The organism is Vibrio marinisediminis (assembly GCF_014050145.1).
In the GTDB taxonomy this organism is placed as follows: domain Bacteria; phylum Pseudomonadota; class Gammaproteobacteria; order Enterobacterales; family Vibrionaceae; genus Vibrio; species Vibrio marinisediminis.
Map to the genome: position 1 here is coordinate 1 of NZ_JACFYF010000015.1, position 22,132 is coordinate 22,132.

Annotated in this window: 24 protein-coding genes; 14 read left to right on the top strand and 10 right to left on the bottom strand. The window is 45.3% G+C overall.

Annotation, left to right across the window (positions count from 1 at the left end):
• The first annotated feature begins 382 nt into the window (after positions 1 to 382).
• Entirely contained in the window at positions 383 to 934 is a 552-nt protein-coding gene (locus tag H2O73_RS17285; protein ID WP_182110180.1) for a gamma carbonic anhydrase family protein, read from the top strand.
• Here the strand turns inward: H2O73_RS17285 and H2O73_RS17290 are convergent.
• The 4 genes from H2O73_RS17290 to tsaC form a co-directional block, all read right to left on the bottom strand.
• Positions 924 to 1,190, bottom strand: coding sequence for a DUF1488 family protein (locus H2O73_RS17290; protein WP_182110181.1), 267 nt, complete (start codon positions 1,188 to 1,190; stop codon positions 924 to 926). The two genes, H2O73_RS17285 and H2O73_RS17290, sit on opposite strands and share 11 nt — an antisense overlap.
• Positions 1,190 to 2,023: a shikimate dehydrogenase gene (aroE, locus tag H2O73_RS17295; RefSeq protein ID WP_182110182.1), complete on the bottom strand. Its 834-nt coding sequence runs from the start codon at positions 2,021 to 2,023 to the stop codon at positions 1,190 to 1,192. The genes H2O73_RS17290 and aroE overlap by 1 nt, the downstream gene beginning before the upstream one ends.
• A gap of 68 nt (positions 2,024 to 2,091) precedes the next feature.
• Positions 2,092 to 3,012 carry an oxygen-dependent coproporphyrinogen oxidase gene (gene hemF, locus H2O73_RS17300; RefSeq protein ID WP_182110183.1) on the bottom strand — a complete coding sequence of 307 codons (921 nt, stop codon included), beginning with the start codon at positions 3,010 to 3,012 and terminating at the stop codon, positions 2,092 to 2,094.
• A 19-nt stretch (positions 3,013 to 3,031) separates the two neighbouring features.
• Positions 3,032 to 3,589, bottom strand: a complete 558-nt coding sequence (gene tsaC, locus H2O73_RS17305) for an L-threonylcarbamoyladenylate synthase type 1 TsaC (protein WP_182110184.1) — start codon at positions 3,587 to 3,589, stop codon at positions 3,032 to 3,034.
• Between the two features lie 196 nt (positions 3,590 to 3,785).
• On the opposite strand from tsaC, the gene purE reads away from it, so the two are divergent.
• Both purE and H2O73_RS17315 read left to right on the top strand, forming a co-directional pair.
• A complete protein-coding gene (purE, locus tag H2O73_RS17310) occupies positions 3,786 to 4,271 on the top strand; it encodes a 5-(carboxyamino)imidazole ribonucleotide mutase (protein WP_182110185.1) in 486 nt (161 codons plus the stop codon).
• A gap of 3 nt (positions 4,272 to 4,274) precedes the next feature.
• Positions 4,275 to 5,408: a 5-(carboxyamino)imidazole ribonucleotide synthase gene (locus H2O73_RS17315; protein WP_182110186.1), complete on the top strand. Its 1,134-nt coding sequence runs from the start codon at positions 4,275 to 4,277 to the stop codon at positions 5,406 to 5,408.
• A gap of 70 nt (positions 5,409 to 5,478) precedes the next feature.
• Here H2O73_RS17315 and H2O73_RS17320 read toward each other — a convergent pair whose 3' ends face one another.
• From H2O73_RS17320 to H2O73_RS17335, 4 genes are read right to left on the bottom strand one after another with little or no spacing between them, the layout of a single operon-like run.
• Entirely contained in the window at positions 5,479 to 6,057 is a 579-nt protein-coding gene (locus tag H2O73_RS17320; RefSeq protein ID WP_182110187.1) for a DNA topoisomerase family protein, read from the bottom strand.
• Between the two features lie 5 nt (positions 6,058 to 6,062).
• Positions 6,063 to 6,539, bottom strand: coding sequence for a DUF494 family protein (locus H2O73_RS17325; protein WP_281364249.1), 477 nt, complete (start codon positions 6,537 to 6,539; stop codon positions 6,063 to 6,065).
• A gap of 2 nt (positions 6,540 to 6,541) precedes the next feature.
• Positions 6,542 to 7,660 (bottom strand): DNA-processing protein DprA, encoded by a 1,119-nt coding sequence (gene dprA / locus H2O73_RS17330; protein ID WP_182110188.1) that lies wholly within the window; start codon positions 7,658 to 7,660, stop codon positions 6,542 to 6,544.
• A complete protein-coding gene (locus tag H2O73_RS17335; RefSeq protein ID WP_182110189.1) occupies positions 7,657 to 8,709 on the bottom strand; it encodes a LysM peptidoglycan-binding domain-containing protein in 1,053 nt (350 codons plus the stop codon). The genes dprA and H2O73_RS17335 overlap by 4 nt, the downstream gene beginning before the upstream one ends.
• Before the next feature lie 172 nt (positions 8,710 to 8,881).
• Here H2O73_RS17335 and def point away from each other — a divergent pair, with 172 nt between their 5' ends.
• The 5 genes from def (at position 8,882) to H2O73_RS17360 (ending at position 14,727) form a co-directional block, all read left to right on the top strand.
• A complete protein-coding gene (gene def / locus H2O73_RS17340; protein WP_220457648.1) occupies positions 8,882 to 9,391 on the top strand; it encodes a peptide deformylase in 510 nt (169 codons plus the stop codon).
• Between the two features lie 18 nt (positions 9,392 to 9,409).
• Entirely contained in the window at positions 9,410 to 10,357 is a 948-nt protein-coding gene (gene fmt, locus H2O73_RS17345; RefSeq protein ID WP_182110191.1) for a methionyl-tRNA formyltransferase, read from the top strand.
• Between the two features lie 103 nt (positions 10,358 to 10,460).
• Positions 10,461 to 11,741, top strand: coding sequence for a 16S rRNA (cytosine(967)-C(5))-methyltransferase RsmB (gene rsmB / locus H2O73_RS17350; RefSeq protein WP_182110192.1), 1,281 nt, complete (start codon positions 10,461 to 10,463; stop codon positions 11,739 to 11,741).
• Between the two features lie 150 nt (positions 11,742 to 11,891).
• Positions 11,892 to 13,268 carry a Trk system potassium transporter TrkA gene (gene trkA / locus H2O73_RS17355; protein ID WP_182110193.1) on the top strand — a complete coding sequence of 459 codons (1,377 nt, stop codon included), beginning with the start codon at positions 11,892 to 11,894 and terminating at the stop codon, positions 13,266 to 13,268.
• A 13-nt stretch (positions 13,269 to 13,281) separates the two neighbouring features.
• A complete protein-coding gene (locus H2O73_RS17360) occupies positions 13,282 to 14,727 on the top strand; it encodes a TrkH family potassium uptake protein (protein ID WP_182110194.1) in 1,446 nt (481 codons plus the stop codon).
• 17 nt (positions 14,728 to 14,744) lie between these two features.
• Here H2O73_RS17360 and trhA read toward each other — a convergent pair whose 3' ends face one another.
• Together trhA and H2O73_RS17370 are read right to left on the bottom strand one after the other, a co-directional pair.
• Positions 14,745 to 15,401: a PAQR family membrane homeostasis protein TrhA gene (gene trhA, locus H2O73_RS17365; RefSeq protein ID WP_182110195.1), complete on the bottom strand. Its 657-nt coding sequence runs from the start codon at positions 15,399 to 15,401 to the stop codon at positions 14,745 to 14,747.
• 88 nt (positions 15,402 to 15,489) lie between these two features.
• Positions 15,490 to 16,287, bottom strand: a complete 798-nt coding sequence (locus H2O73_RS17370) for a sporulation protein (RefSeq protein ID WP_182110196.1) — start codon at positions 16,285 to 16,287, stop codon at positions 15,490 to 15,492.
• A 410-nt stretch (positions 16,288 to 16,697) separates the two neighbouring features.
• Here H2O73_RS17370 and H2O73_RS17375 point away from each other — a divergent pair, with 410 nt between their 5' ends.
• From H2O73_RS17375 to H2O73_RS17400, 6 genes are all read left to right on the top strand, one after another.
• Positions 16,698 to 16,865, top strand: a complete 168-nt coding sequence (locus H2O73_RS17375) for a hypothetical protein (protein ID WP_182110197.1) — start codon at positions 16,698 to 16,700, stop codon at positions 16,863 to 16,865.
• A gap of 135 nt (positions 16,866 to 17,000) precedes the next feature.
• Positions 17,001 to 17,267: a YihD family protein gene (locus tag H2O73_RS17380; protein ID WP_182110198.1), complete on the top strand. Its 267-nt coding sequence runs from the start codon at positions 17,001 to 17,003 to the stop codon at positions 17,265 to 17,267.
• Between the two features lie 302 nt (positions 17,268 to 17,569).
• Positions 17,570 to 18,988: a cytochrome c oxidase accessory protein CcoG gene (gene ccoG / locus H2O73_RS17385; RefSeq protein ID WP_182110199.1), complete on the top strand. Its 1,419-nt coding sequence runs from the start codon at positions 17,570 to 17,572 to the stop codon at positions 18,986 to 18,988.
• 56 nt (positions 18,989 to 19,044) lie between these two features.
• A complete protein-coding gene (locus tag H2O73_RS17390) occupies positions 19,045 to 20,031 on the top strand; it encodes a serine/threonine protein kinase (protein WP_182110253.1) in 987 nt (328 codons plus the stop codon).
• Between the two features lie 29 nt (positions 20,032 to 20,060).
• Entirely contained in the window at positions 20,061 to 20,663 is a 603-nt protein-coding gene (locus tag H2O73_RS17395; protein WP_182110200.1) for a thiol:disulfide interchange protein DsbA/DsbL, read from the top strand.
• 450 nt (positions 20,664 to 21,113) lie between these two features.
• Complete coding sequence (locus H2O73_RS17400; RefSeq protein ID WP_182110201.1) at positions 21,114 to 22,103, top strand: DUF2860 domain-containing protein; 990 nt, start codon at positions 21,114 to 21,116, stop codon at positions 22,101 to 22,103.
• Positions 22,104 to 22,132: the final 29 nt, after the last annotated feature.

Sequence of the window (22,132 nt, forward strand, 5' to 3'; positions counted from 1 at the left end):
TGGATTATCATCAACGAGTGCCCACACAGATTGATAGGTTTATATTGTTAAAGAGCGTTCTTCTTTGTGACTCACATCACTTCGGAAGAGGCGGTCATTTTAGCGATTTAAAGTTTAGTGTCAACCACTTTTTTCAAACTTTTTTTCAAGCAACTTGCTTGGCTAAAACACCTTACTGACTCTGCTCTGGACTCTTTCGAACCGTTGCCGTGTCAGTGAGGTCGCATTATAGAGATCGACATCACATTGGCAAGCCCTTTTTATGCTTTTTTTTGATTTTTTTATCATTTGGGTATTTTCTAATCACTAATGCCTATTTCTTCAACTCTTCTTGGCAAAAACACGGCTATATTAGGCGGTAAACATTTATTAAGGAGCAAAAATGTCTTCATTACGTAGCTACAAGGGAATCGCTCCATCAATTGGAGAGCGCGTCTATATAGATAGCAGTTCGGTATTGGTGGGTGATATTACCATTGGCAATGATTCTAGTATTTGGCCTTTAGTTGCCGCGCGTGGAGATGTGAACCACATTCATATCGGTGAACGCTCAAATGTTCAAGATGGCTCTGTTTTGCATGTGACGCATAAAAACCAACAAAACCCTGAGGGCTACCCTCTTGTTATTGGTAATGATGTAACTATTGGTCATAAAGTAATGTTGCATGGCTGCATTATTAAAGATCGTGTTTTAGTGGGGATGGGGGCGATTGTTCTCGACGGTGTAGTAATAGAAGAGGAAGTAATGATTGGTGCAGGCAGTTTAGTTCCACCTGGAAAAGTTTTGCAGAGTGGTTACCTCTATGTCGGTAGCCCAGTCAAACAAGCACGTCCTTTAAATGATAAAGAGCGTGCCTTTTTGCTGAAGTCTGCTGCCAATTATGTACAGAATAAAGAAGACTACTTACACCAGGTCGAAGATATCATCCAATAAGCTCAATCATTCCTTGAGCGTTATACTCTTCATCTTCTATTAGTTGTTCAGCCTGCTCTTCTATTTCGAATCGATTCTGTTCGAATACATCAAGAGCTTGCTGAGCGCCATTAATCGCTTGCTCGCTCAATTGACTTAAATAACTGACGCTAGCGACGCACTCAATTAAAGCACCAGACTGCTGAGCCGGAAACGTCACTGCATTAAGTTCTTCGTTCCAAGTTTGGATATCGGGAAAGAGAATCGACTGATTCATTACATACCTTCTAAATTTTTTCTAAGCTCGCGGAGAATTTGCTTTGTACCCGGTCTTAATCCACGCCACAACATAAAACTCTCAGATGCTTGCCCAACCAACATACCTAAACCATCGAATGCTTGAGTGACACCTTGTTGCTGCGCCCATTGGTTGAAAACGGTTTTCCCTTTGCCATACATCATGTCATACACACAGGTATGAGCAGCAAACACGCTCGATGAGATAGCTGGTAGTTCGCCACTTAAGCTTGCCGAGGTAGAATTAATAATAACGTCAAACGCTCCTTCAACCTCTTCCAAGGCAACAGCCTTAATCGCGCCAAACGGTTGAAACATCGTTTCTAGTTGCTGAGCTTTGCTCAAGGTTCGGTTAGTGATGAGTAGTTGTTGTGTTTTTTGGTCAAGCAGCGGCTTGAGTACGCCACGAGCTGCTCCACCCGCACCAATAACCAAAATACGAGCGTTTTCTAGTGGCACTTGATATTGCAAAAGATCTTGAACAAGTCCGGCACCATCGGTGTTGTCACCCAAAATAATACCATCATCAAGTTTCTTCAGTGTATTGACCGCACCAGCCAGTTCAGCTCGCTCAGTTAAGCGATCTGCAAATTGATAAGCCTCTTCTTTAAAAGGCACGGTGACATTACAGCCTCGTCCACCTTCTGCAAAAAAAGCAGCTGCTGCTTGATTAAAGCCATCAACGGGGGCCAGTTCAGCGGTATAGCTCATTGGTTGATTGGTTTGACGAGCAAACAGAGTATGAATAAATGGAGATTTGCTGTGTCCTATGGGGTTACCGAAAACAGCATAACGATCAATTTGTTGTGTCATATCCTTATCACCAAAAACAAAATAGGGTCTACATTGACCCTATCACTATCTATATAAGGAGGAAAGCGTTACCACTCTCTAGGTTTGAGGTAGTGCTCATAGAGTTTTGCTTCGGCTGATCCTGCCTCGGGTTGGTAACCATATTCCCAACGCGCCATCGGTGGCATTGACATTAAGATCGACTCTGTGCGCCCACCACTTTGTAAACCGAATAGTGTGCCTCGGTCAAAAACAAGGTTGAACTCGACGTAACGTCCACGTCTATACAGCTGGAACTGCCTTTCACGCATCCCGTAAGGCGTTGTCTTACGGCGATCAACGATTGGTAAGTATGCTTGTGTGTATCCTGCACCCACCGCTTTTATATAAGCAAAACATTGATCGAACTCCCATTGGTTTAAATCATCAAAGAACAAACCACCCACCCCACGGGTTTCATCACGATGCGGTAAATAGAAGTATTTATCACACCATGCTTTGTGCTCGCTATATACCTCTTCGCCAAAAGGAGAGCAGATCTCTTTGGCGGTGCTATGCCAATAGATGCAATCTTCTTCAAATGGGTAAAATGGCGTTAGGTCAAAACCACCACCAAACCACCAAATCGGTTCTTCACCTTCTTTTTCAGCAATAAAGAAACGCACATTGGCATGAGACGTCGGTACGTAGGGGTTATGCGGATGCATCACCAATGAAACCCCCATGGCTTCAAAGCTTCGTCCCGCCAACTCAGGGCGATGTGCCGTGGCTGACGCTGGCATTTCTTTTCCGCTGACATGGGAAAAATTCACTCCACCTTGCTCAAATACTGCCCCATTCGTCATCACGCGTGTTCTTCCGCCACCAGCCAATCGTTCACCGGGTTGACGTTGCCAAGCATCTTGTTCAAAACGGGCTTTTCCATCAGCCTGTTCTAATTGGGTACAAATATCGTCTTGTAACGACATTAAGAATTGCTTTACGGCTTGCTTATCGATTGCAACTGACATGGTTGGCTTCCTTTTATTGTTATCCTTGTCTAAGCACTTTTAGCGTCTTCGCATCGCGAATCTCACTCGGCTTATCTCGACCACTGGTTTCACCGTGTAAAATGGCAACCAATTTCCCACCGAGCTGCGCTTCAACTTCTTCTGTCGTCATGCAAGGTGGTAATCCGGTCAAATTGGCACTGGTAGAGGTCAGCGGTTTGGCAAACGCCAAACACATTTTTTGCACCAATGGATGATCGGTGACACGCACGGCGATGGTATCAAACTGACCGGATACCCAATGAGAGACTTTCTCACTCGCTGGCATGATCCATGTGTATGGACCCGGCCAAGATGCTTTAACCGTTTCAAGCTGCTCAGCAGTAAGTTGCGATTCATCAATATAAGGCAGCAGTTGTTGGTAACTGGCTGCTATCAAAATCAACCCTTTCTCTACCGGGCGCTGTTTAAGGGTTAGTAATTTTTGAATGGCTTGCGGGCTATCTGGATCACATCCAACACCGAATACCCCTTCTGTCGGGTAGGCAATAACCTCGCCTTGTTGTAATGCACTCAGAGCTTGCTCAAAGTTATCCACTCAAGTTTCCTTTCTGATTTCTATTAACATTTTGACTCAGTGTACTAACAATCTAGCGCGCTGACTAAAGCAATTTTTTTATAAATTGTATCAATTCAATTTTTCACCCGCGCAAACGTTTGCTTGAGGTCGAAATACTCGTATAATGCGGTCAAATTTACTTGCTAACCCCACAGGCAGCTTGAAGGAGTTTAAAATGAAAGTCGGAATTATCATGGGTTCAAAATCAGATTGGCCAACCATGAAACTTGCAGCAGAAATGCTCGACACATTTGGCGTGAGCTACGAAACCAAAGTAGTGTCTGCCCACCGAACCCCTCAACTGCTGGCTGACTACGCAACCTCTGCCAAAGAACGCGGACTGAAAGTCATTATCGCTGGTGCCGGTGGCGCAGCCCACTTACCAGGAATGGCCGCGGCTTTCACTAGCTTGCCAGTCTTAGGTGTGCCAGTTCAGTCGCGCGCTTTAAAAGGCATGGACTCGCTACTTTCTATTGTACAGATGCCAAAAGGTATTGCGGTAGGCACGTTAGCCATTGGTGAAGCTGGCGCCGCGAATGCGGGTATTCTTGCCGCGCAAATCATCGGTACTCACGATGAAGAAGTGATGGCAAAAGTCGAAGCATTTCGCGCTCAACAAACAGAAACCGTACTGGCAAACTCAAACCCAGCTGAGGAGTAATCCATGCATGTTTTGGTGTTAGGTGCAGGTCAACTGGCACGCATGATGTCGCTGGCAGGTGCACCACTGAATATTCAGTTATCAGCGTATGATGTGGGCAGCGGTAACATTGTTCATCCACTCACCCAAACGGTTTTGGGGCACGGTTTAGACAATGCGATTGCACAAGCGGATGTGATCACGGCTGAATTTGAACATATTCCGCACTCTATTCTCGATATCTGTCAGCAAAGCGGTAAGTTTTTTCCTGCAACAGAAGCCATTAAAGCCGGTGGCGATCGCCGTATTGAGAAGGCATTGCTCGATAATGCTGGCGTACGTAATGCGAAGTACGCGGTGATTAAAACCCGTGAAGATTTTGACTATGCCATAGAAAAAGTCGGCATTCCGATGGTGCTAAAAAGCGCCCTAGGCGGTTACGATGGCAAAGGACAGTGGCGTTTAAAAAATCGCGCTGACATCGACACGATCTGGCAAGAAATGGCAGAGTGCATCACCAGTAGCGATACCCAAGCGATTGTTGCTGAAGAGTTTGTGCCTTTCCAGCGCGAAGTCTCTCTTGTTGGTGCCCGAGCGAAGAATGGCACCATTGCGGTTTATCCTCTTGCTGAAAACGTTCATACCGATGGTGTACTTAGCCTATCAACAGCAATTGCCGACCAAAATCTACAGCAACAAGCTGAGCAGATGTTTAGCGCTGTGGCACAAAGCTTAGATTATGTAGGTGTACTTGCTCTGGAGTTTTTCGATGTCGACGGTGCTTTGTTGGTTAATGAGATTGCGCCACGAGTACACAATTCAGGGCACTGGACACAGCAAGGCGCTGAAACATGTCAATTTGAAAACCACTTACGCGCCGTATGTGGCTTACCGCTAGGTAGCACTAAGCTGGTTCGTGAAACGGCAATGATCAATATTCTTGGTGAAGATACATTACCGAAAGAACTACTGGAAATGGCAGGCTGTCATATTCATTGGTATGGCAAAGAAAAACGCGCCGGACGAAAAATGGGGCACATTAATGTCTGTGGTGATTACAGTGGTGAATTACAACGCCGACTCTGCGCACTTGCCAAAGTACTAGACGCACAAGCTTTCCCCGCCGTCGATGATTTTGCCAAAGGGTTTTCGGTGTAATGCCGCGAATTCACGCCAGCAGATAACAAAAAGCGACGTTAATAACGTCGCTTTTTTGATTCAATCACTGTTATTGAGATTGTGTATGGTGACATTTTCTATCTGCACATTGGCGCTTAGTACCACTCGCCAATGTTTTTTCCACTAACAACGGAAAATGGCAAACCTCGCACTGCCCAACAATAGGAGGTTGGTTAACAGCAAATTTGCATTTTGGGTAGTTATCGCAAGCATAGAACAACTTACCAAAACGGGTTTTCCGCTCAACCAAATGACCAGTCCGGCATTCAGGGCAAAGCACGTGCTCACTCTGTTGCGGCTCATTCTGCTCTAGTGACTCAATATGATGACACTGCGGATAATGGCTACAGCCAATAAACATACCGTAGCGACCTTGGCGCAACACCAACTCATTGCCACATTGTGGGCAAGGTACACCTAACTCTTTGATGATATGACCATCATTTTGGTGCAGTGGTTTAATGTAATCACACTCAGGATAGAGGCTACAGCCTAGAAATGGACCATGTTTGCCATGACGAAGCTGCAACTCACCCTCGCGCTGCTCATCCTGACATTTCGGGCAGGTTTGATGCTCAAGCGCGTGTTCATGGGCAGAAAACAGTTGTTGGTCTATTTTATTACTCATAGCACTTAATGAAGAAGACCTTGTTCATGGGTATATAACAGCTCTTCCATAAGCGTATAAGCGTTTTCATTACCTGGTACATTGAATAGCACCATCAATACAATCCATTTAAGATCTTCGAGTTCAAACTCACTGGTCTCTAAACCCATCACTCGATCAATCACCATTTCACGTGTTTCCGTTGTCAGTACACTGACTTGCTCCAAAAACATCAGAAAACCGCGGCATTCTAGATCAAGACGACGCATTTCTTGGGTTGTATAAATACGTGTCGACGCCGAGCTACTCACAGAAATTGCAGATTCAAGTTCACCTTGCTGCAATGCTGCCAGCTCTTCTAACCAGACAAGGGCTTTATAAATATCTTTTTGGTCAAACCCCGCTCGAAGCAATTCATCTTCAAGCTCATCTTGATTGACCTGTAACTCTGCATCGCTATGGATGTACGTTTCAAATAGATACATTAGGATATCCATCATCATAGCTAGCCCCTCCCCTTACGAATATAGCCACCGGAAACTGCAACAACATGCCCTAAAAGCTCAAGCTCTAAGAGCTGCATCATGACATCTTGCACTGGGATATGGGTCCTCTGTGCCAAAATATCAACAGGTGTCACTTCACTGCCTACGTTAGCTAGAAGCTTGGCAAATGGCAATTGTTCTTTCGGCTCATTTTCAAGCAGGCTTTCATTTTCTTGTTTGGGTCTTTGTCTATTAGACCAGCGCAGCAAGTTATCTATTTCATTAGTAATGTCTTCTATGCTTTGTACTAAACATGCTCCTTGCTGGATCAATTGATTACACCCCCTCGCTTGAGGTGAATGTATGGAACCAGGCAGAGCAAATACATCTCGTCCTTGCTCTGCTGCATAACGGGCGGTAATAAGAGAGCCACTTTTCTCTGTCGCCTCAACCACTAATACCCCTAAAGAGAGACCGCTTATAATTCGATTGCGACGCGGAAAATTGCTCGCTTTCGGCAATATTGCCGGATGAAACTCCGACACCAACGCCCCTTGCCGCTCAATTCGCCCAGCGAGCATTTTATGCCGAGCCGGATAAACCGTATTTAAGCCACACCCCAGCACTGCGACTGTACTGCCGTTCGCATTAAGGGCGCCATCATGGGCATAGCCATCAACCCCTAGGGCTAAACCACTAGTGACTACAATCTCCTGCTCTGCCAACGCCGCAGCGAACCGCTTGGCACTATTAAGCCCATCAATCGTGGCATGACGGCTACCGACAATGGCAACTTGCGGATAACTCAACGGGGCGAGATCGCCATTAACAAACAATACCGGTGGTGGGGAAACGACTTGTTTCAATAGCGGCGGGTAAGAACTGTCTTGCAGAGTAATAATATGATGAGTGGGCTTAGCCGCTTGCCATTCAAAACATTGCTCTATATAGGTTTGGTTCGATAGTTGATGGATAAAGCTTATCTGCTTTGGCGTGAGCCCATGTGCCTGTAAACGCAACTCATCCCACAGTACTATCTGTTCAGGAGTGGCTTTGCTCAGTAGCTTGTTCAGCCCTTTCACGCCTAATCTCGGAGTAAAATAGAGCGTTAGCCACGCACTTAATTGTTTGTTGTTCATGGACTTACGGGGGCTTGAACAATGGCATCTAACCCAACTGGCTGCTGGCTTTCGGTGATCAGCGCTAAGCTAAAATATTGATAGGGGCGTATCACCATCAAACTGCCAATACGAAAGTTCGGTAATTGAAGGTTATTTTCCTTTGCTTGTTGAATGAGTTGTGAATCACCCTCGAAAGCGGTGATCGGGCTCGCTTGTTGATAAAGCTCAAAGGTGCTGCCTTGAACTAACGCATCATCTGTACCTTGGTCAATCACAACCACTTGGTCCTTAGCCAAATATTGCCCGCCATCGACTGCACCCAGAATCTGTGCAGTCATTTCTGGCGGCGATGGCTGGGGGTAGAAGCGCGAATTTAATGGTGATGAAGCGGGATCGATGATAGGTAGAGCAATATCATCACGTAGAATCTCTTGTACTTGCTTCGTCACTTGTAAGCCGGAGATCTGCTGATCGCTAGAGTGCAACGTCGCCCAAGCCACTTGCTTTAATAGCACCACCTGATGCTCACCACGAGTATAAGTTTCGGTAGGATGGAAAATACCCCATTTCGATTGGTGTTGCTCACCCGTAATGTATAGCAGCTCATCACTGGCAAAAAAATGTTTACCATGGCTAGAACCAAGCACCCTTGCCTCCTGATCTAACTGTGTGCGAGTCATTAAACGATCAAATTCCAAGTAAGGCAGTAACAAGGAATCACGCACTACTGGCACGGCTTGTTTATCTAATACCCGCACCTTAGGGCTGAGCTTAACCATCGGCTTTAACGTCAATATTGGCTGACCATCTCGCCAAACTAAATTGAGCTTATCACCTGGGTAAATCAGGTGTGGGTTTTCAATGTACTCGTTGACCTGCCATAACCGTGGCCACAACCAAGGGCTGGCAAGGTACATCGCTGAGATATCCCAAAGGGTGTCACCTTTAACAACAATATAGGATTGCGGCGCACTTTTTTTGATATCGAGCGGAGAGTTAGCAAAAGAAATCAGAGGCAAAACAAGTACAAATAACGAGAGCATTGACTTAGGCAATATCCGATACATAACTCAATCCTTATGTTCATTTCTCGGAAAACCAGAGAGGAAAGGCGGTCACTTTATCGACAGAAAAGCGCGTCAAAAAGCGTATTGATGCTGTCATTTGAAGTATAAAATGTCTAGAATTGAGCCAACGAGGATTATCTCGATTCGGCACAAATCAATATTTCGAGTGTATATGTCTGTATTACAAGTATTAACATTCCCAGATGATCGCCTTCGCACTGTGGCAAAGCCCGTAGAAGCCGTGACTCCTGAGATTCAAAAAATCGTCGATGACATGATTGAAACCATGTATGACGAAGAAGGTATCGGTCTTGCTGCAACGCAAGTAGATGTTCACCAACGTATCGTGGTGATCGACATTTCAGAGACTCGTAATGAGCCTATGGTACTAATTAACCCTGAAATTATCGAAAAACGCGGCGAAGATGGCATTGAAGAAGGCTGTCTTTCTGTACCTGGTGCTCGCGCTCTTGTGCCACGCGCAGCAGAAGTGTCTGTGAAAGCGCTTAACCGTGACGGTGAAGCCTTCTCGTTTGAAGCCGATGACCTACTAGCTATCTGTGTTCAGCACGAGCTTGATCACCTAGAAGGTAAACTGTTTGTTGATTACCTATCGCCACTGAAGCGTAAGCGTATCCAAGACAAACTAGCTAAAATCAAACGTTTTAACGAGAAACAGTAAACTCAAAAGGAAGCGACCTTGAGCAAACCTTTACGTATTGTATTTGCAGGTACTCCGGACTTCGCCGCCCTTCATTTGGCGGCGTTGTTGTCTTCAGAGCACGAAGTTATTGCTGCATACACTAACCCTGATCGCCCTGCGGGTCGTGGGAAAAAACTCACTGCCAGTGCCGTTAAAAACCTAGCGGTTGAGCATAACGTTCCTGTTTATCAGCCAGAAAACTTTAAGTCTGATGAAGCAAAACAAGAACTTGCTGCGCTTAATGCAGACATCATGGTGGTGGTTGCCTACGGTCTACTATTGCCTCAAGTGGTACTCGACACCCCAAAACTGGGCTGCATCAATGTGCACGGCTCTATTTTACCTCGCTGGCGCGGCGCGGCACCGATTCAACGCTCAGTCTGGGCGGGTGATGCAGAAACGGGCGTCACTATCATGCAGATGGATATCGGTCTAGATACCGGTGATATGTTAAAAGTCGCCACTCTGCCAATCGAAGCGACCGATACGAGCACCTCAATGTATGCAAAACTGGCGGAACTTGGTCCTGTTGCGTTAGTTGAATGCCTTAATGACATCGCCGCTGGTACTGCGGTTGCCATTAAGCAAGATGACGAGCTAGCAAATTACGCAAAAAAACTCAGTAAAGAAGAAGCTCGCATTGAATGGAATGATGACGCAGCACACATTGAACGTTGTGTTCGTGCATTCAACCCATGGCCAATGAGTCATTTTGAAGTAGCTGAAAACAGCATCAAAGTATGGCAAAGCCGTGTCGCCGAGCAAAGCTGTGACAAGCCTGCCGGTACGATTATCCAAGCGGATAAAACCGGTATCTACGTTGCCACTGGTAACGGCGTATTGGTACTGGAACAACTGCAAGTTCCCGGTAAAAAAGCCATGTCAGTTCAAGATATTCTGAACTCACGTGCATCGTGGTTTGAAGTGGGTAGCCAGTTAAGTTAATTAACTCGTTGCAACACCATGACCAACGAATAATCACAGTCGATATGACTGTCAGTACATTTTAGGGGGCAGAGATGCTCCCATTTAATTTAAGGTATTCACCATGAATGTTCGCGCTGCTGCTGCAAACGTCCTATTCCAAGTGGTAGACAAAGGTCAGTCACTATCACACGCACTTCCTGCGGCTCAAAAAACTATTCGCCCACGCGATCACGCACTGCTTCAAGAGATTTGCTATGGCGCTCTGCGCTATCTGCCTCGTCTTGAGTCGATTGCTAATGAGTTGATGGAGAACCCCCTCAAGGGTAAGAAGCGTGTTTTCCACCACTTGATCTTAGTCGGCATTTACCAACTCAGCTTCATGCGCATTCCTTCACATGCTGCGGTAGCAGAAACGGTAGAGGGTACAGAAACTTTACGTGGTCCTAGCCTACGCGGTTTAATTAATGCGGTATTGCGTAACTACCTTCGCAACCAAGAAGAGTTGGACGCGTTTTCAGTCAGCCACAATGCTGGTAAGTATGGTCACCCAAGCTGGTTACTCAAGTTGCTGCAAGAGCACTACCCAGAGCAATGGGAAGACATTGTTGAAGCCAACAACAGCAAGGCACCAATGTGGTTGCGTGTTAACCGCCAACACCACACGCGCGACGAATACCTGGCACTTATGCAAGCCGCAGATATTGGTTGCAGCATACACGCTTATGCCGCCGATGCGATCAAGCTTGATTCACCTTGCGATGTCACTTTGCTACCAGGTTTTGATAAGGGTTGGGTATCAGTACAAGATGCCGCGGCACAGTTATCCGTTGATTACCTTACCCCTAAAGATGGCGAACTGATCTTAGATTGCTGCGCCGCTCCGGGTGGCAAAACCGCGCATATTTTAGAACACACCAGCGACACTGAGGTGGTTGCGATTGATAGTGACCCAACTCGTCTAAACCGTGTTCACGATAACCTTGAGCGCTTACAACTTAGAGCGGATGTCATTTGCGGTGACGCGCGTTACCCACAAGAGTGGTGGCAAGGCGAGCAATTTGATCGCATTCTACTGGATGCACCTTGTTCAGCGACTGGCGTTATTCGTCGTCACCCTGATATTAAATGGCTGCGTCGAGCGAATGACATTGAAGCACTAGCGGCACTACAAAGCGAAATTCTTGATGCGATGTGGCAACAGCTAAAACCAGGCGGTACGCTGGTTTACGCAACGTGCTCTATCACTCCTCAAGAGAACAAAATGCAAGTAATTGCCTTCCTTGAGCGCACCAAAGATGCACAGCTACAAGGCTCGGATATCGCTAACCCTGGTCGTCAAATTTTACCGGGCGAAGAAGATATGGATGGCTTCTACTACGCTGTAATGACAAAGAAAGCCTAGCTTTGTCATAAAAGTGAAACTTACTCTATGTAGGTTTCGCTTTTATTTTCAATAGATTGGAATATGCTCTATACCCAAAGAATAGGCATTAGTTTACCCACTAAACAATATTAAGCCTTGGGTATATCAGTAATAAGATGAGATAAGAATATGAAAATCATCATTCTTGGCGCAGGTCAGGTTGGCGGTACGTTGGCAGAAAACCTTGTCGGTGAAAACAACGACATCACCATCGTCGATAAAAACAGCGACCGACTGCGCGAGCTTCAAGATAAATATGATTTACGTGTTGTAAATGGACATGCAAGTCACCCTGATGTGCTGCGAGAAGCAGGTGCACAAGATGCTGACATGTTAGTGGCTGTCACCAATACCGATGAAACCAACATGGCTGCATGCCAAGTTGCTTTTTCGCTATTCAATACACCAAATCGTATTGCTCGTATTCGTTCCCCTCAATACCTTGCTGAAAAAGAAGCTTTATTCCAATCAGGCGCGGTACCCGTTGATCACCTGATAGCTCCAGAAGAATTAGTGACCAGCTATATTGAACGTTTGATCCAATACCCTGGTGCGCTTCAAGTGGTCAGTTTTGCGGAACAAAAAGTGAGTTTAGTAGCGGTAAAAGCCTACTACGGTGGTCCGTTGGTGGGTAATGCACTGTCTGCATTGCGTGAACATATGCCACACATCGATACTCGCGTGGCGGCAATCTTCCGTCAAGGTCGACCAATTCGCCCACAAGGTACCACAGTAATTGAAGCTGATGATGAAGTGTTCTTCGTCGCAGCAAGTAACCACATCCGCTCAGTGATGAGTGAACTACAGCGATTAGAAAAGCCTTACCGCCGCATTATGATTGTTGGTGGTGGTAACATTGGTGCCAGCCTAGCGAAACGCTTAGAGCAAAACTACAGCGTCAAACTGATTGAACGCAACTATCAACGTGCCGAGCAACTCTCTGAAGAACTAGAAAATACCATCGTTTTCTGTGGCGATGCTGCTGACCAAGAGTTGCTCACTGAAGAGAACATCGACCAAGTTGATGTTTTCATTGCGTTAACCAATGAAGATGAAACCAACATCATGTCTGCGATGTTGGCGAAACGCATGGGCGCAAAAAAGGTAATGGTACTGATCCAGCGCGGTGCTTATGTCGACTTAGTACAAGGTGGTGTCATTGATGTCGCTATCTCACCACAACAAGCGACGATTTCGGCACTACTTACTCACGTACGTCGTGCTGATATTGTCAACGTATCATCTCTACGTCGCGGCGCTGCCGAGGCGATCGAAGCGATTGCGCACGGCGATGAAACCACATCAAAAGTGGTTGGACGTCCGATTGGGGAAATCCGCTTACCACCAGGGACAACGATTGGTGCCATTGTACGTGGTGATGAAGTATTGATTGCCCATGACCGCACGGTTATCGAACAAGATGACCATGTCGTGATGTTCTTGGTAGATAAAAAATATGTGCCTGACGTTGAAGCTCTGTTCCAACCGAGCCCGTTCTTCCTCTAAGGCGTGATTTAAAATGGTTAATTTTCGTCCCGTACTGTTCGTTATAGGGTTAGTACTGTCTAAACTCGCCCTATTTATGTACGTGCCTACCCTAGTGGCATTCTTCTCTGGCACCTCTGGTTTTATTGAGTTTGGTCAGTCGCTTTTAATTACCCACATCGTCGCGTTTGCTTGTTTAACCGTGGGGCGCACCGCCACATTCAAACTGAGTGTGCGTGATATGTTTTTGATAACCAGCTTAGTTTGGACCATTGCCAGCGCCTTTGCGGCACTGCCCTTTGTGTTTATCAACCACATTAGCTTTACCGACGCCTACTTTGAAACCATGTCAGGTATTACGACTACGGGCTCAACCGTTCTTAGCGGTCTTGATAATATGGCGCCGAGCATTCTATTGTGGCGCTCCATTTTGCAATGGCTTGGCGGGATTGGTTTTATCGTGATGGCAGTAGCCATTCTACCCATGCTTAACGTCGGTGGTATGAAACTGTTCCAAACCGAATCGTCTGATTGGTCTGATAAAAGTAGCCCGCGAGCCAAAACCGTCGCCAAAAACATTGTTTTGGTTTACCTCACCTTAACCGGGCTGTGCATGCTGGGTTTCTTGCTCTCTGGCATGAACCTATTCGAGGCGATCAACCACTCATTTACCACGTTATCGACGGGGGGCTATTCTACCTCTGATAGCTCAATGAACCATTTTTCCCATGGTGCACACTGGAATGCGACGCTGTTTATGTTCTTAGGCGGCTTGCCCTTCTTGTTGTTTGTCTCGGCGCTCACCAAACGCAGACCAAGTATTTTAATCAAAGATGCGCAGGTCAGAGGCTTTCTTTACTTGGTGCTCGGTACAGGTGTGGTGATCAGCGCTTGGTTGGTGCTGCGTGATGGGTACACAATATTGGATGCGGCTCGAGTATCGCTGTTCAATATTGTCTCTGTGGTGACGACAACGGGGTTTGGTCTAGAAGATTTCACCGCATGGGGCGCGTTACCAGCCACATTGTTTGCCTTCTTATTGATGGTTGGCGCATGTTCAGGCTCAACCTCTGGCGGGATGAAAATCTTCCGTTTCCAGATCGCAATGACGCTGTTAAACAAACAAATCATGAAGCTGATTCACCCATCTGGCGTTTTCATTCAGCGTTACAACCAACGCCCAGTCAATGATGACATCGTGCGATCAGTGGTGGCGTTTTGCTTAACGTACTTCATTACCATCATTGCAGTAGCAGGGTGTTTAAGTGCACTCGGTCTTGATCCTGTCACCAGTATTTCAGGTTCTATTACCGCCGTTGCTAACGTCGGTCCGGGTATGGGTAGCATCATAGGTCCTACCGGTAATTTCTCACCTTTACCCGATGCTGCAAAATGGATTCTAAGCTTTGGTATGTTGATGGGAAGGCTAGAAATTTTGACGATTCTAGTACTGTTCTTCCCTGCCTTCTGGCGACGCTAATCAAGTGAACCATTTCACTAGATAGGCTGAACAAAATAGTAAATCGCAAAAAAATGACAGGCGCATCCTGCTAATACAAACCCATGCCAAATTGCATGATTGTATGGGATGCGCTTAGCAACATAGAAAATCACCCCAAGCGAATATATCAAACCGCCTACACCCAATAACGTTAAACCGCCCCACTCCAAATTCAATGCCAGTTGGTAAATCACCACCAGTGATAACCAACCCATCATCAAATAAGTCACCAAAGACAGACGTTTGAAGCGGTAGATAAATACCAACTTCATGATGATACCAATCAGCGCAATACTCCAAATCACAGCCATTAAGCCAATCGCTAATGGGGTGCGTAAACTCACTAATAGAAACGGCGTGTAACTGCCGGCAATCAATAAATAGATAGCGCAGTGATCGAAAGTTTTCAGCGCGCGCTTCGCGCGTTTATAAGGAATGGCATGATAAAGCGTTGAGGCGAGAAACAGCAAAATAATGCTGCCACCGTAAATACTCATACTGACTATCGTCAGTGAGTCAGCATTATGGTCAACCGCTTTGTGTAGAAGCAAGACCAAACCCACTATCCCTAGCAACATACCAATGGCATGCGTGATGGTGTTGGCGATCTCTTCTTTTACGCTGTATATGGTAGATTTTTCATCGGCTGACATAACAAGCTACTCGGGAATAAAAGATTTATTACGCCCGAGTATTACACATTAAGCTTACACGTGTAAGCTTAAATTATTGTCCATTTTGTTAGCAGGTGCTCTCTAAGTAAGCTAACACTTGTTGTCCGGCTTCTTGCGGTGAGGCGCTAAGCGGAATCGTCAACTCACGTTTTAACTGACCTACACCAAGCAATGACGCCAACATTCCTTTCGCACCTTCACGGTGTCGATCCACTTCAAACCACAACTTCAGTTGCTGCTCTTCTCGATAAGCCACCAGTTCTACTTCTCGCCAACGGCCATGATACGGACCTGTGGTGGGCACAAATTCAAACTCTTGAACAAATGGCAACGCAAAACCATCCACCGCTTCACATTCAACTTGGCGAATACGCATCCCTTGCGCTTCAAGTGCTGATAAAATGCCATCCATCAAAGGCTCTGGGCGCACGGTAAGAATATCGGTGTCAGAGGGGTCCTTGGCTAACGCAATATCAAGACCTGTGTCCAACCACACTTTTGAATCACCAATGGTAATCGGGGTATTCCACGGCACCTCCAACTCCACTTCAAAGTCACGAGTTTCACCAGGATGAATGGTGAAGGCATAAGGTAAGTTCCATTTCGCGAGTACGTAGCTTTGCGGTGCGCGGCGCTTATTGGTGGTTTCGTGCTGTGCTTTATCATGGTTCACAGGAACCTCTTTGATATAACGACAGCATAGCTTTAAATCAATATTGTCGATGGCTTGCTCGGTTGAGCCGCCATAAACATGAATAATCACATTGACCTTCTGACCAGGGTAGAGCACTTCTTGCTGTAAGACAGTATCAACTTGAGCAGAACCAATACCAAAACTGGCGAGGGTCTTCTTAAAAAATGACATTTCACTCCTCCTTGGAACCTGGCTTAGTTAAACCAAACTGATGATCTTTATGATGCTAATTGGTTTGCTTGTCTCAATGCTATAAACAATCTCATATAATTGTTCCTGCTACCACTGCTCACGATCGGCTTTTGACCAATTCAAGATTGGTCTTTGTTCACAAAAACACCATGTTTTCACCTTTATCCCTATAAATTGTAGTGACTTATACAGTTATTATAATGATTAGATATCGACCATTTTCCACCTGAGTGCTAACCTATTATTGATATGTTCTTCATATCATAATCCCTATTCAATCATTTGGATTGGCGAGAGCCAGAAGAGCCACACTTCAGCAATGAAGCTCAACTCATGGTTGAACAGGCCATTACATTGGCAATGGATATGCCTGGCAGTTAGGTAAATAGATGCGCCCAACAACAGTCAGGTTTTCGCACACTAACCGTAGTGCAATGCGTCGTCGCAGTGGTTTCACCAAAGCGTATGCCGCACCAAAACTTGCGCCAACAATGACTTTGGTAGAAAAGAGCACCATTTTGGTGAAAACTCCTAGCGAAGAAATTAAGGCGGCATAACAAAAAAGCGCAGTCACCCCTGCGCTTTTTTCTTGTCTTGAATTTCACTCATCACCACATAATCTTGATTGCTATTTCCCTACCGCATTTGTTACCTTTATCGACAAATCATTATAATTATTATGGAGAAAGTTGATGAATTGCCATCGCATTGAAGAATTGCTTGAGTTAATAGAGCCTGAATGGCAGAAAGATCAAGAGCTTAATCTGCTTCAGTTTATCGTTAAGTTAGCCAATGAAGCCGGCTACCAAGGTAAACTGGAAGAGTTGACCGATGATGTACTGATCTACCATCTAAAAATGCGCAATAGCGGTAAAGATGAGATGATCCCTGGTCTGAAAAAAGACCAAGAAGACGATTTTAAAACCGCTATCTTACGTGCTCGTGGCATCCTCAAGTAACGTTTAAAATGTCTATATAAAGCAGCCAATGGCTGCTTTTTTATTATCTGCGAGTTAAATCGCCTACAATCTCTCGTAATCATTCAGGAAAATATTGTTAAAGGTTGATAGCGTTAAAGAAATGATTTTGTTATTGGCTGTATACTTTCTCTTCTAATGATAATTCAAAAGCAATGTCTGAAGCACTAACCGCTCAAACAACACTTTAGTGATACATTTTGTAGAGCATGACTTAGTGACTTCGCATTTTAACATGAGCGCTACGACAGAAACTGCGCCATTGAAAGCCTAAAGGAAGCGAAATGAGTCAGGACAAAATTGACATCAAAGATGTGACTCCCAAAACCTATAACCCCAAGACCCATAAAGGACAAGGTGATCGATTTAACCCCAACAATCGAATCTATGTCCGTGAAAGTAAAGGTAAGTTCCAAAAGCTGCGTCGCTATGGTGGCTGGTTCTTATTGTTGCTCTTTGGTCTTGTTCCATGGGTTCCGTTTGGCGAGCGACAAGCCATTTTACTTGATATCGGTAGCCAGCAATTTAACTTTTTTGGTACCACACTCTACCCACAAGATCTGACGCTACTCGCCACTTTATTTGTGATTGCTGCCTTTGGCTTATTCTTTATAACCACCTTCCTCGGTCGGGTATGGTGTGGCTACTTATGCCCTCAAACAGTATGGACATTTATGTACATATGGTTTGAAGAAAAACTAGAAGGCAACGCCAACAAACGTCGCAAGCAAGATTCCAATAAGCTCACTGCCCAGTTGGCCATGCGTAAGACCTTAAAACACCTTGCTTGGATAGCCATCGCTCTAGCCACCGGTTTCACCTTCGTCGGGTACTTTGTACCCATCCGAGATCTGGTGGTGGATTTCTTCACCTTTGATGCCAGTTTTTGGCCTGTCTTCTGGGTGTTGTTTTTTGCGGTCTGTACTTACGGTAATGCTGGTTGGATGCGTTCAATCGTCTGTTTACACATGTGCCCTTACGCTCGTTTCCAATCGGCAATGTTTGATAAAGACACTTTTATTGTCGGCTACGATGTTGAACGCGGAGAATCTCGCGGTCCTCGCTCACGCAAGGCTGATCATAAAGCGCTTGGTTTAGGTGACTGCATTGACTGCAATCTCTGTGTGCAAGTATGCCCAACCGGTATTGATATCCGTGATGGCTTGCAATATGAATGCATTAACTGTGGGGCTTGTATTGATGTTTGTGATCAAACCATGGACCGAATGGGCTACCCAACCGGTCTGATCAACTACACCACTGAACACCGTCTCTCCGGTCATCAAACCAAAGTAATGCGACCGAAATTGATCGGTTATGGCATGGTATTGCTGGCTATCATTGGTCTGTTCTTTGCCCAAATTGCCACCGTTGATCCAGTGGGCATGAACGTGCTTCGTGATCGCTCCCAGCTCTCACGTGAAAACAGCTCAGGCGAAATCGAGAACACTTACACACTCAAAATCATCAACAAAACTCAGCAAAGTCAGTCTTATGACCTTAGTGTGACGGGCTTGGATGATGTCTCTTGGTACGGTAAACAAACCGTGCAAGTCGCCCCGGGTGAAGTATTAACCCTACCAATGAGCCTTGGGGTAAACCCTGAGAATCTCAGCTCTCCTGTTTCGACAATTCAGTTTATACTGTCTGACAGTGAACAGTTTACCGTTACGGTAGAAAGTAGGTTTATCAAACAGTTGTAACCTACTCAACCAACCAAGGATACGGAAAGGGCTCAGTAATGAGCCCTTTTATTTCTATGTCAGAGACAGCATTTAACTTCGAAGCGCTTACCCCAGACTTTATGTGGTACGCCTTAGAAAGTATTGGGATTCGCGCCGAATCAGGCTTTTTAGCGCTCAATAGTTACGAAAACCGCGTCTATCAATTTACTGATGAAGAACGCCAGCGCTACGTCGTAAAATTTTACCGCCCAGAACGTTGGAGCCAAGAACAGATCCAAGAGGAACACGATTTTACTCTTGAGCTAATTGAGTCTGAAATCCCAGTGGCTCCACCTTGTAAAATTAACGGTCAAACCTTGCATCAATACCAAGGTTACCTATTCGCGTTATTTGCCAGCGTCGGTGGGCGCCAATTTGAAGTGGATAACCTAGAGCAACTCGAAGGGGTCGGACGCTTTTTGGGTCGAATTCACAAGGTCGGCTCACGTCAGCCTTTTATTCATCGCCCAACGGTGAGTTTGGATGAGTACCTTTATCAACCACGTCAAATACTGCAGCAGTCAACCTTCATTCCAATGCATTTGGAAAACGCATTTTTTAATGACTTAGATTTACTGATCAAGCAGCTAGAACAGCACTGGCAAACACCGAATCAAATCTTACGTTTACATGGCGATTGTCATCCGGGCAATATTTTGTGGCGTGATGGTCCTATGTTTGTCGACTTAGATGACGCTCGCAACGGACCTGCAGTACAAGATTTATGGATGCTACTCAATGGTGATCGTGCCGATAAGCTGATGCAGTTGGATATTGTGCTTGAGGCTTACCAAGAATTTAGCGATTTCAATATGAGTGAATTGAAACTAATTGAGCCATTGCGCGGTCTACGTATGGTGCACTATATGGCATGGTTGGCAAAAAGATGGCAGGATCCCGCATTCCCAATTGCCTTCCCTTGGTTTAATGACCCAAAGTATTGGGAAAGTCAGGTATTGGCGTTTAAAGAACAGATTTCGGTTCTCAACGAACCACCACTATCACTGATGCCACAATGGTAAAGTTAGCGAAGCAACACATGGAGATAATAATGAAAAAGCTGTTTGCACTATTTACAACTTTAATGCTGAGCTTGTCGGTTCATGCCGCGCAATTTTCAGAAGGAGAGCACTACAAGGTTTTAGATCTTGAAGCATCGAAAAAACCGATTGTGACGGAATTCTTCTCTTTCTATTGCCCACACTGCAAAACATTTGAACCGATCATTCGCCAACTAAAAACGCAACTACCTGAAGGCGTAAAACTGCAAAAAGCACACGTATCATTGATGGGTGGCGCAATGGGCAAAGAGCTCAATAAAGCCTACGCAACCATGGTGGTACTGAAAATTGAAAACAAGATGGCACCTGTCATGTTTGACCGCATTCAAACCATGCGCAAACCACCAAAGAGCGCAGAAGAAGTTCGTCAAATTTTCCTTGATGAGGGCATTGATGCGAAGAAATTCGATGCGGCTTACAACGGCTTTGCCGTCGATTCAATGGCTCATCGTTTTGATAAGCAGTTCAAAGATAGCGGACTTTCTGGTGTCCCTGCCGTTATCGTCAACAACAAATACTTGGTGCAAGCTCAAACCATCAGTAGCATCGAAGAATACTTCGCTCTAGTGAATTACTTACTGACACTTAAATAGTTTCACAAAAGGAGCCTCGGCTCCTTTTTTTATGTCTACAAGACTCCACTTTACACATCATTTGCCACGTCTTATATCTACTCCGCCCCATTTATTGGATGGATGATCACAACCTCAACACACCGCAATAACCCCCTTTACTTATTTGCACTATAAACCATTCAATACATGAATTTTTTTACCCGCCATATTCCTTAGAAACATTCAAATAAAACAAATAATTAGCTTGTTATTAGTAAGCTTAGTAACCGCTTGCAACAGGTTGATAAAAAATAATTGATACGCCAAAGGAATAAATAAGGTTAAAATTCGCGCCGAATAAAAAATGATATGCAATTAAACCCACCCGCGGCTCGGACAATCGAGCAGAATAGGTCGATTCGTTAAGACTCCCTCTTACTGACTCAACACTTATACATGGGGGGAAGTTGCGAGGAGAACCTAGGAAAAATGAACGTAAAATACTCTCTGATTGCACTAGCACTAATTAGTGGCTCTGCGTCAGCTCAACTTGCTGAAACAGCTGGATTCGCTGGTGAAGTGTCACTAAGCACAGGTTTTTACTCTGTAGAGTCAAACCTAAACACTGACGATGACAACAAAGACCTAAATGTGACTAGCTCTGGTGCTCCAAACGAAGCTGTTACTGGTGGTCTACTACTACCACTAGGTAATCTAACTTACACATTTGGTAGCGATCTAAACCAACAGTTCTATGCGGGTACTTCTCGTGAAGATATCGCAACTGGTACGCTAGCATTTGAAATGGGCTACAAGTACAAGCTTGCGTCTGGCATGATCATCGATGCATCGATTCTACCAACCATCATGTCTGGTGAAGTATGGGCAGACCCATACCAAGCAACAAATCGTCAAACGACGGATGAAGATGGTAATGCATACCGCTTAAAACTTGAGAACATTGCAGGTTCTAAATTCTCTGTGGATATGGCGTACGCAACCAAAGACGTTGAAAACGACCGTGCTGGTTTTGAAGGTACAAATAATCCGGCAGAACGAAATGTACTTCGCCGCGATGCAGACACAATCTTCTTCAAGACTGACTACAAATACATGGTTGACCAAACCACCATGCTAAAACCACGTCTATCCTACATCAGCTCTGATGCCGATGGCGACGCGAACTCATTCACAGGCTACGGCGTAGAACTAAGCTACTTCAAGTTCCTAAACCGTCACCAGTTTGCACTAACTGCAGGCTTCAATACTCGTGATTACGACGCAGTAAACCCTGCATTTGATCAAACTCGTGAAGACGATGAAATGAGCCTATTCGCAGCTTACGAATACGCCAACTTCATGGATTGGCAAGATTGGTCGTTCATCTCGTTTGCTGGTTTCGGTAGCACCGATTCAAACATCGATTTCTACGACAAAACTGAATACATGATGTCTGTCGGTATGAGCTACAAGTTCTAATATCGATTTAAGACAAGAACCCACCCTTT

Excerpts from the sequence above, each read along its gene's own strand:
- H2O73_RS17285 (WP_182110180.1), top strand. The coding sequence starts at position 383 with ATGTCTTCATTACGTAGCTACAAGGGAATCGCTCCATCAATTGGAGAG.
- H2O73_RS17290 (WP_182110181.1), bottom strand. The coding sequence starts at position 1,190 with ATGAATCAGTCGATTCTCTTTCCCGATATCCAAACTTGGAACGAAGAA.
- aroE (WP_182110182.1), bottom strand. The coding sequence starts at position 2,023 with ATGACACAACAAATTGATCGTTATGCTGTTTTCGGTAACCCCATAGGA.
- hemF (WP_182110183.1), bottom strand. The coding sequence starts at position 3,012 with ATGTCAGTTGCAATCGATAAGCAAGCCGTAAAGCAATTCTTAATGTCG.
- purE (WP_182110185.1), top strand. The coding sequence starts at position 3,786 with ATGAAAGTCGGAATTATCATGGGTTCAAAATCAGATTGGCCAACCATG.
- H2O73_RS17315 (WP_182110186.1), top strand. The coding sequence starts at position 4,275 with ATGCATGTTTTGGTGTTAGGTGCAGGTCAACTGGCACGCATGATGTCG.
- H2O73_RS17320 (WP_182110187.1), bottom strand. The coding sequence starts at position 6,057 with ATGAGTAATAAAATAGACCAACAACTGTTTTCTGCCCATGAACACGCG.
- H2O73_RS17325 (WP_281364249.1), bottom strand. The coding sequence starts at position 6,539 with ATGATGATGGATATCCTAATGTATCTATTTGAAACGTACATCCATAGC.
- dprA (WP_182110188.1), bottom strand. The coding sequence starts at position 7,660 with ATGAACAACAAACAATTAAGTGCGTGGCTAACGCTCTATTTTACTCCG.
- H2O73_RS17335 (WP_182110189.1), bottom strand. The coding sequence starts at position 8,709 with ATGTATCGGATATTGCCTAAGTCAATGCTCTCGTTATTTGTACTTGTT.
- def (WP_220457648.1), top strand. The coding sequence starts at position 8,882 with ATGTCTGTATTACAAGTATTAACATTCCCAGATGATCGCCTTCGCACT.
- rsmB (WP_182110192.1), top strand. The coding sequence starts at position 10,461 with ATGAATGTTCGCGCTGCTGCTGCAAACGTCCTATTCCAAGTGGTAGAC.
- trkA (WP_182110193.1), top strand. The coding sequence starts at position 11,892 with ATGAAAATCATCATTCTTGGCGCAGGTCAGGTTGGCGGTACGTTGGCA.
- H2O73_RS17360 (WP_182110194.1), top strand. The coding sequence starts at position 13,282 with ATGGTTAATTTTCGTCCCGTACTGTTCGTTATAGGGTTAGTACTGTCT.
- trhA (WP_182110195.1), bottom strand. The coding sequence starts at position 15,401 with ATGTCAGCCGATGAAAAATCTACCATATACAGCGTAAAAGAAGAGATC.
- H2O73_RS17370 (WP_182110196.1), bottom strand. The coding sequence starts at position 16,287 with ATGTCATTTTTTAAGAAGACCCTCGCCAGTTTTGGTATTGGTTCTGCT.
- H2O73_RS17375 (WP_182110197.1), top strand. The coding sequence starts at position 16,698 with ATGCGCCCAACAACAGTCAGGTTTTCGCACACTAACCGTAGTGCAATG.
- H2O73_RS17380 (WP_182110198.1), top strand. The coding sequence starts at position 17,001 with ATGAATTGCCATCGCATTGAAGAATTGCTTGAGTTAATAGAGCCTGAA.
- ccoG (WP_182110199.1), top strand. The coding sequence starts at position 17,570 with ATGAGTCAGGACAAAATTGACATCAAAGATGTGACTCCCAAAACCTAT.
- H2O73_RS17390 (WP_182110253.1), top strand. The coding sequence starts at position 19,045 with ATGTCAGAGACAGCATTTAACTTCGAAGCGCTTACCCCAGACTTTATG.
- H2O73_RS17395 (WP_182110200.1), top strand. The coding sequence starts at position 20,061 with ATGAAAAAGCTGTTTGCACTATTTACAACTTTAATGCTGAGCTTGTCG.
- H2O73_RS17400 (WP_182110201.1), top strand. The coding sequence starts at position 21,114 with ATGAACGTAAAATACTCTCTGATTGCACTAGCACTAATTAGTGGCTCT.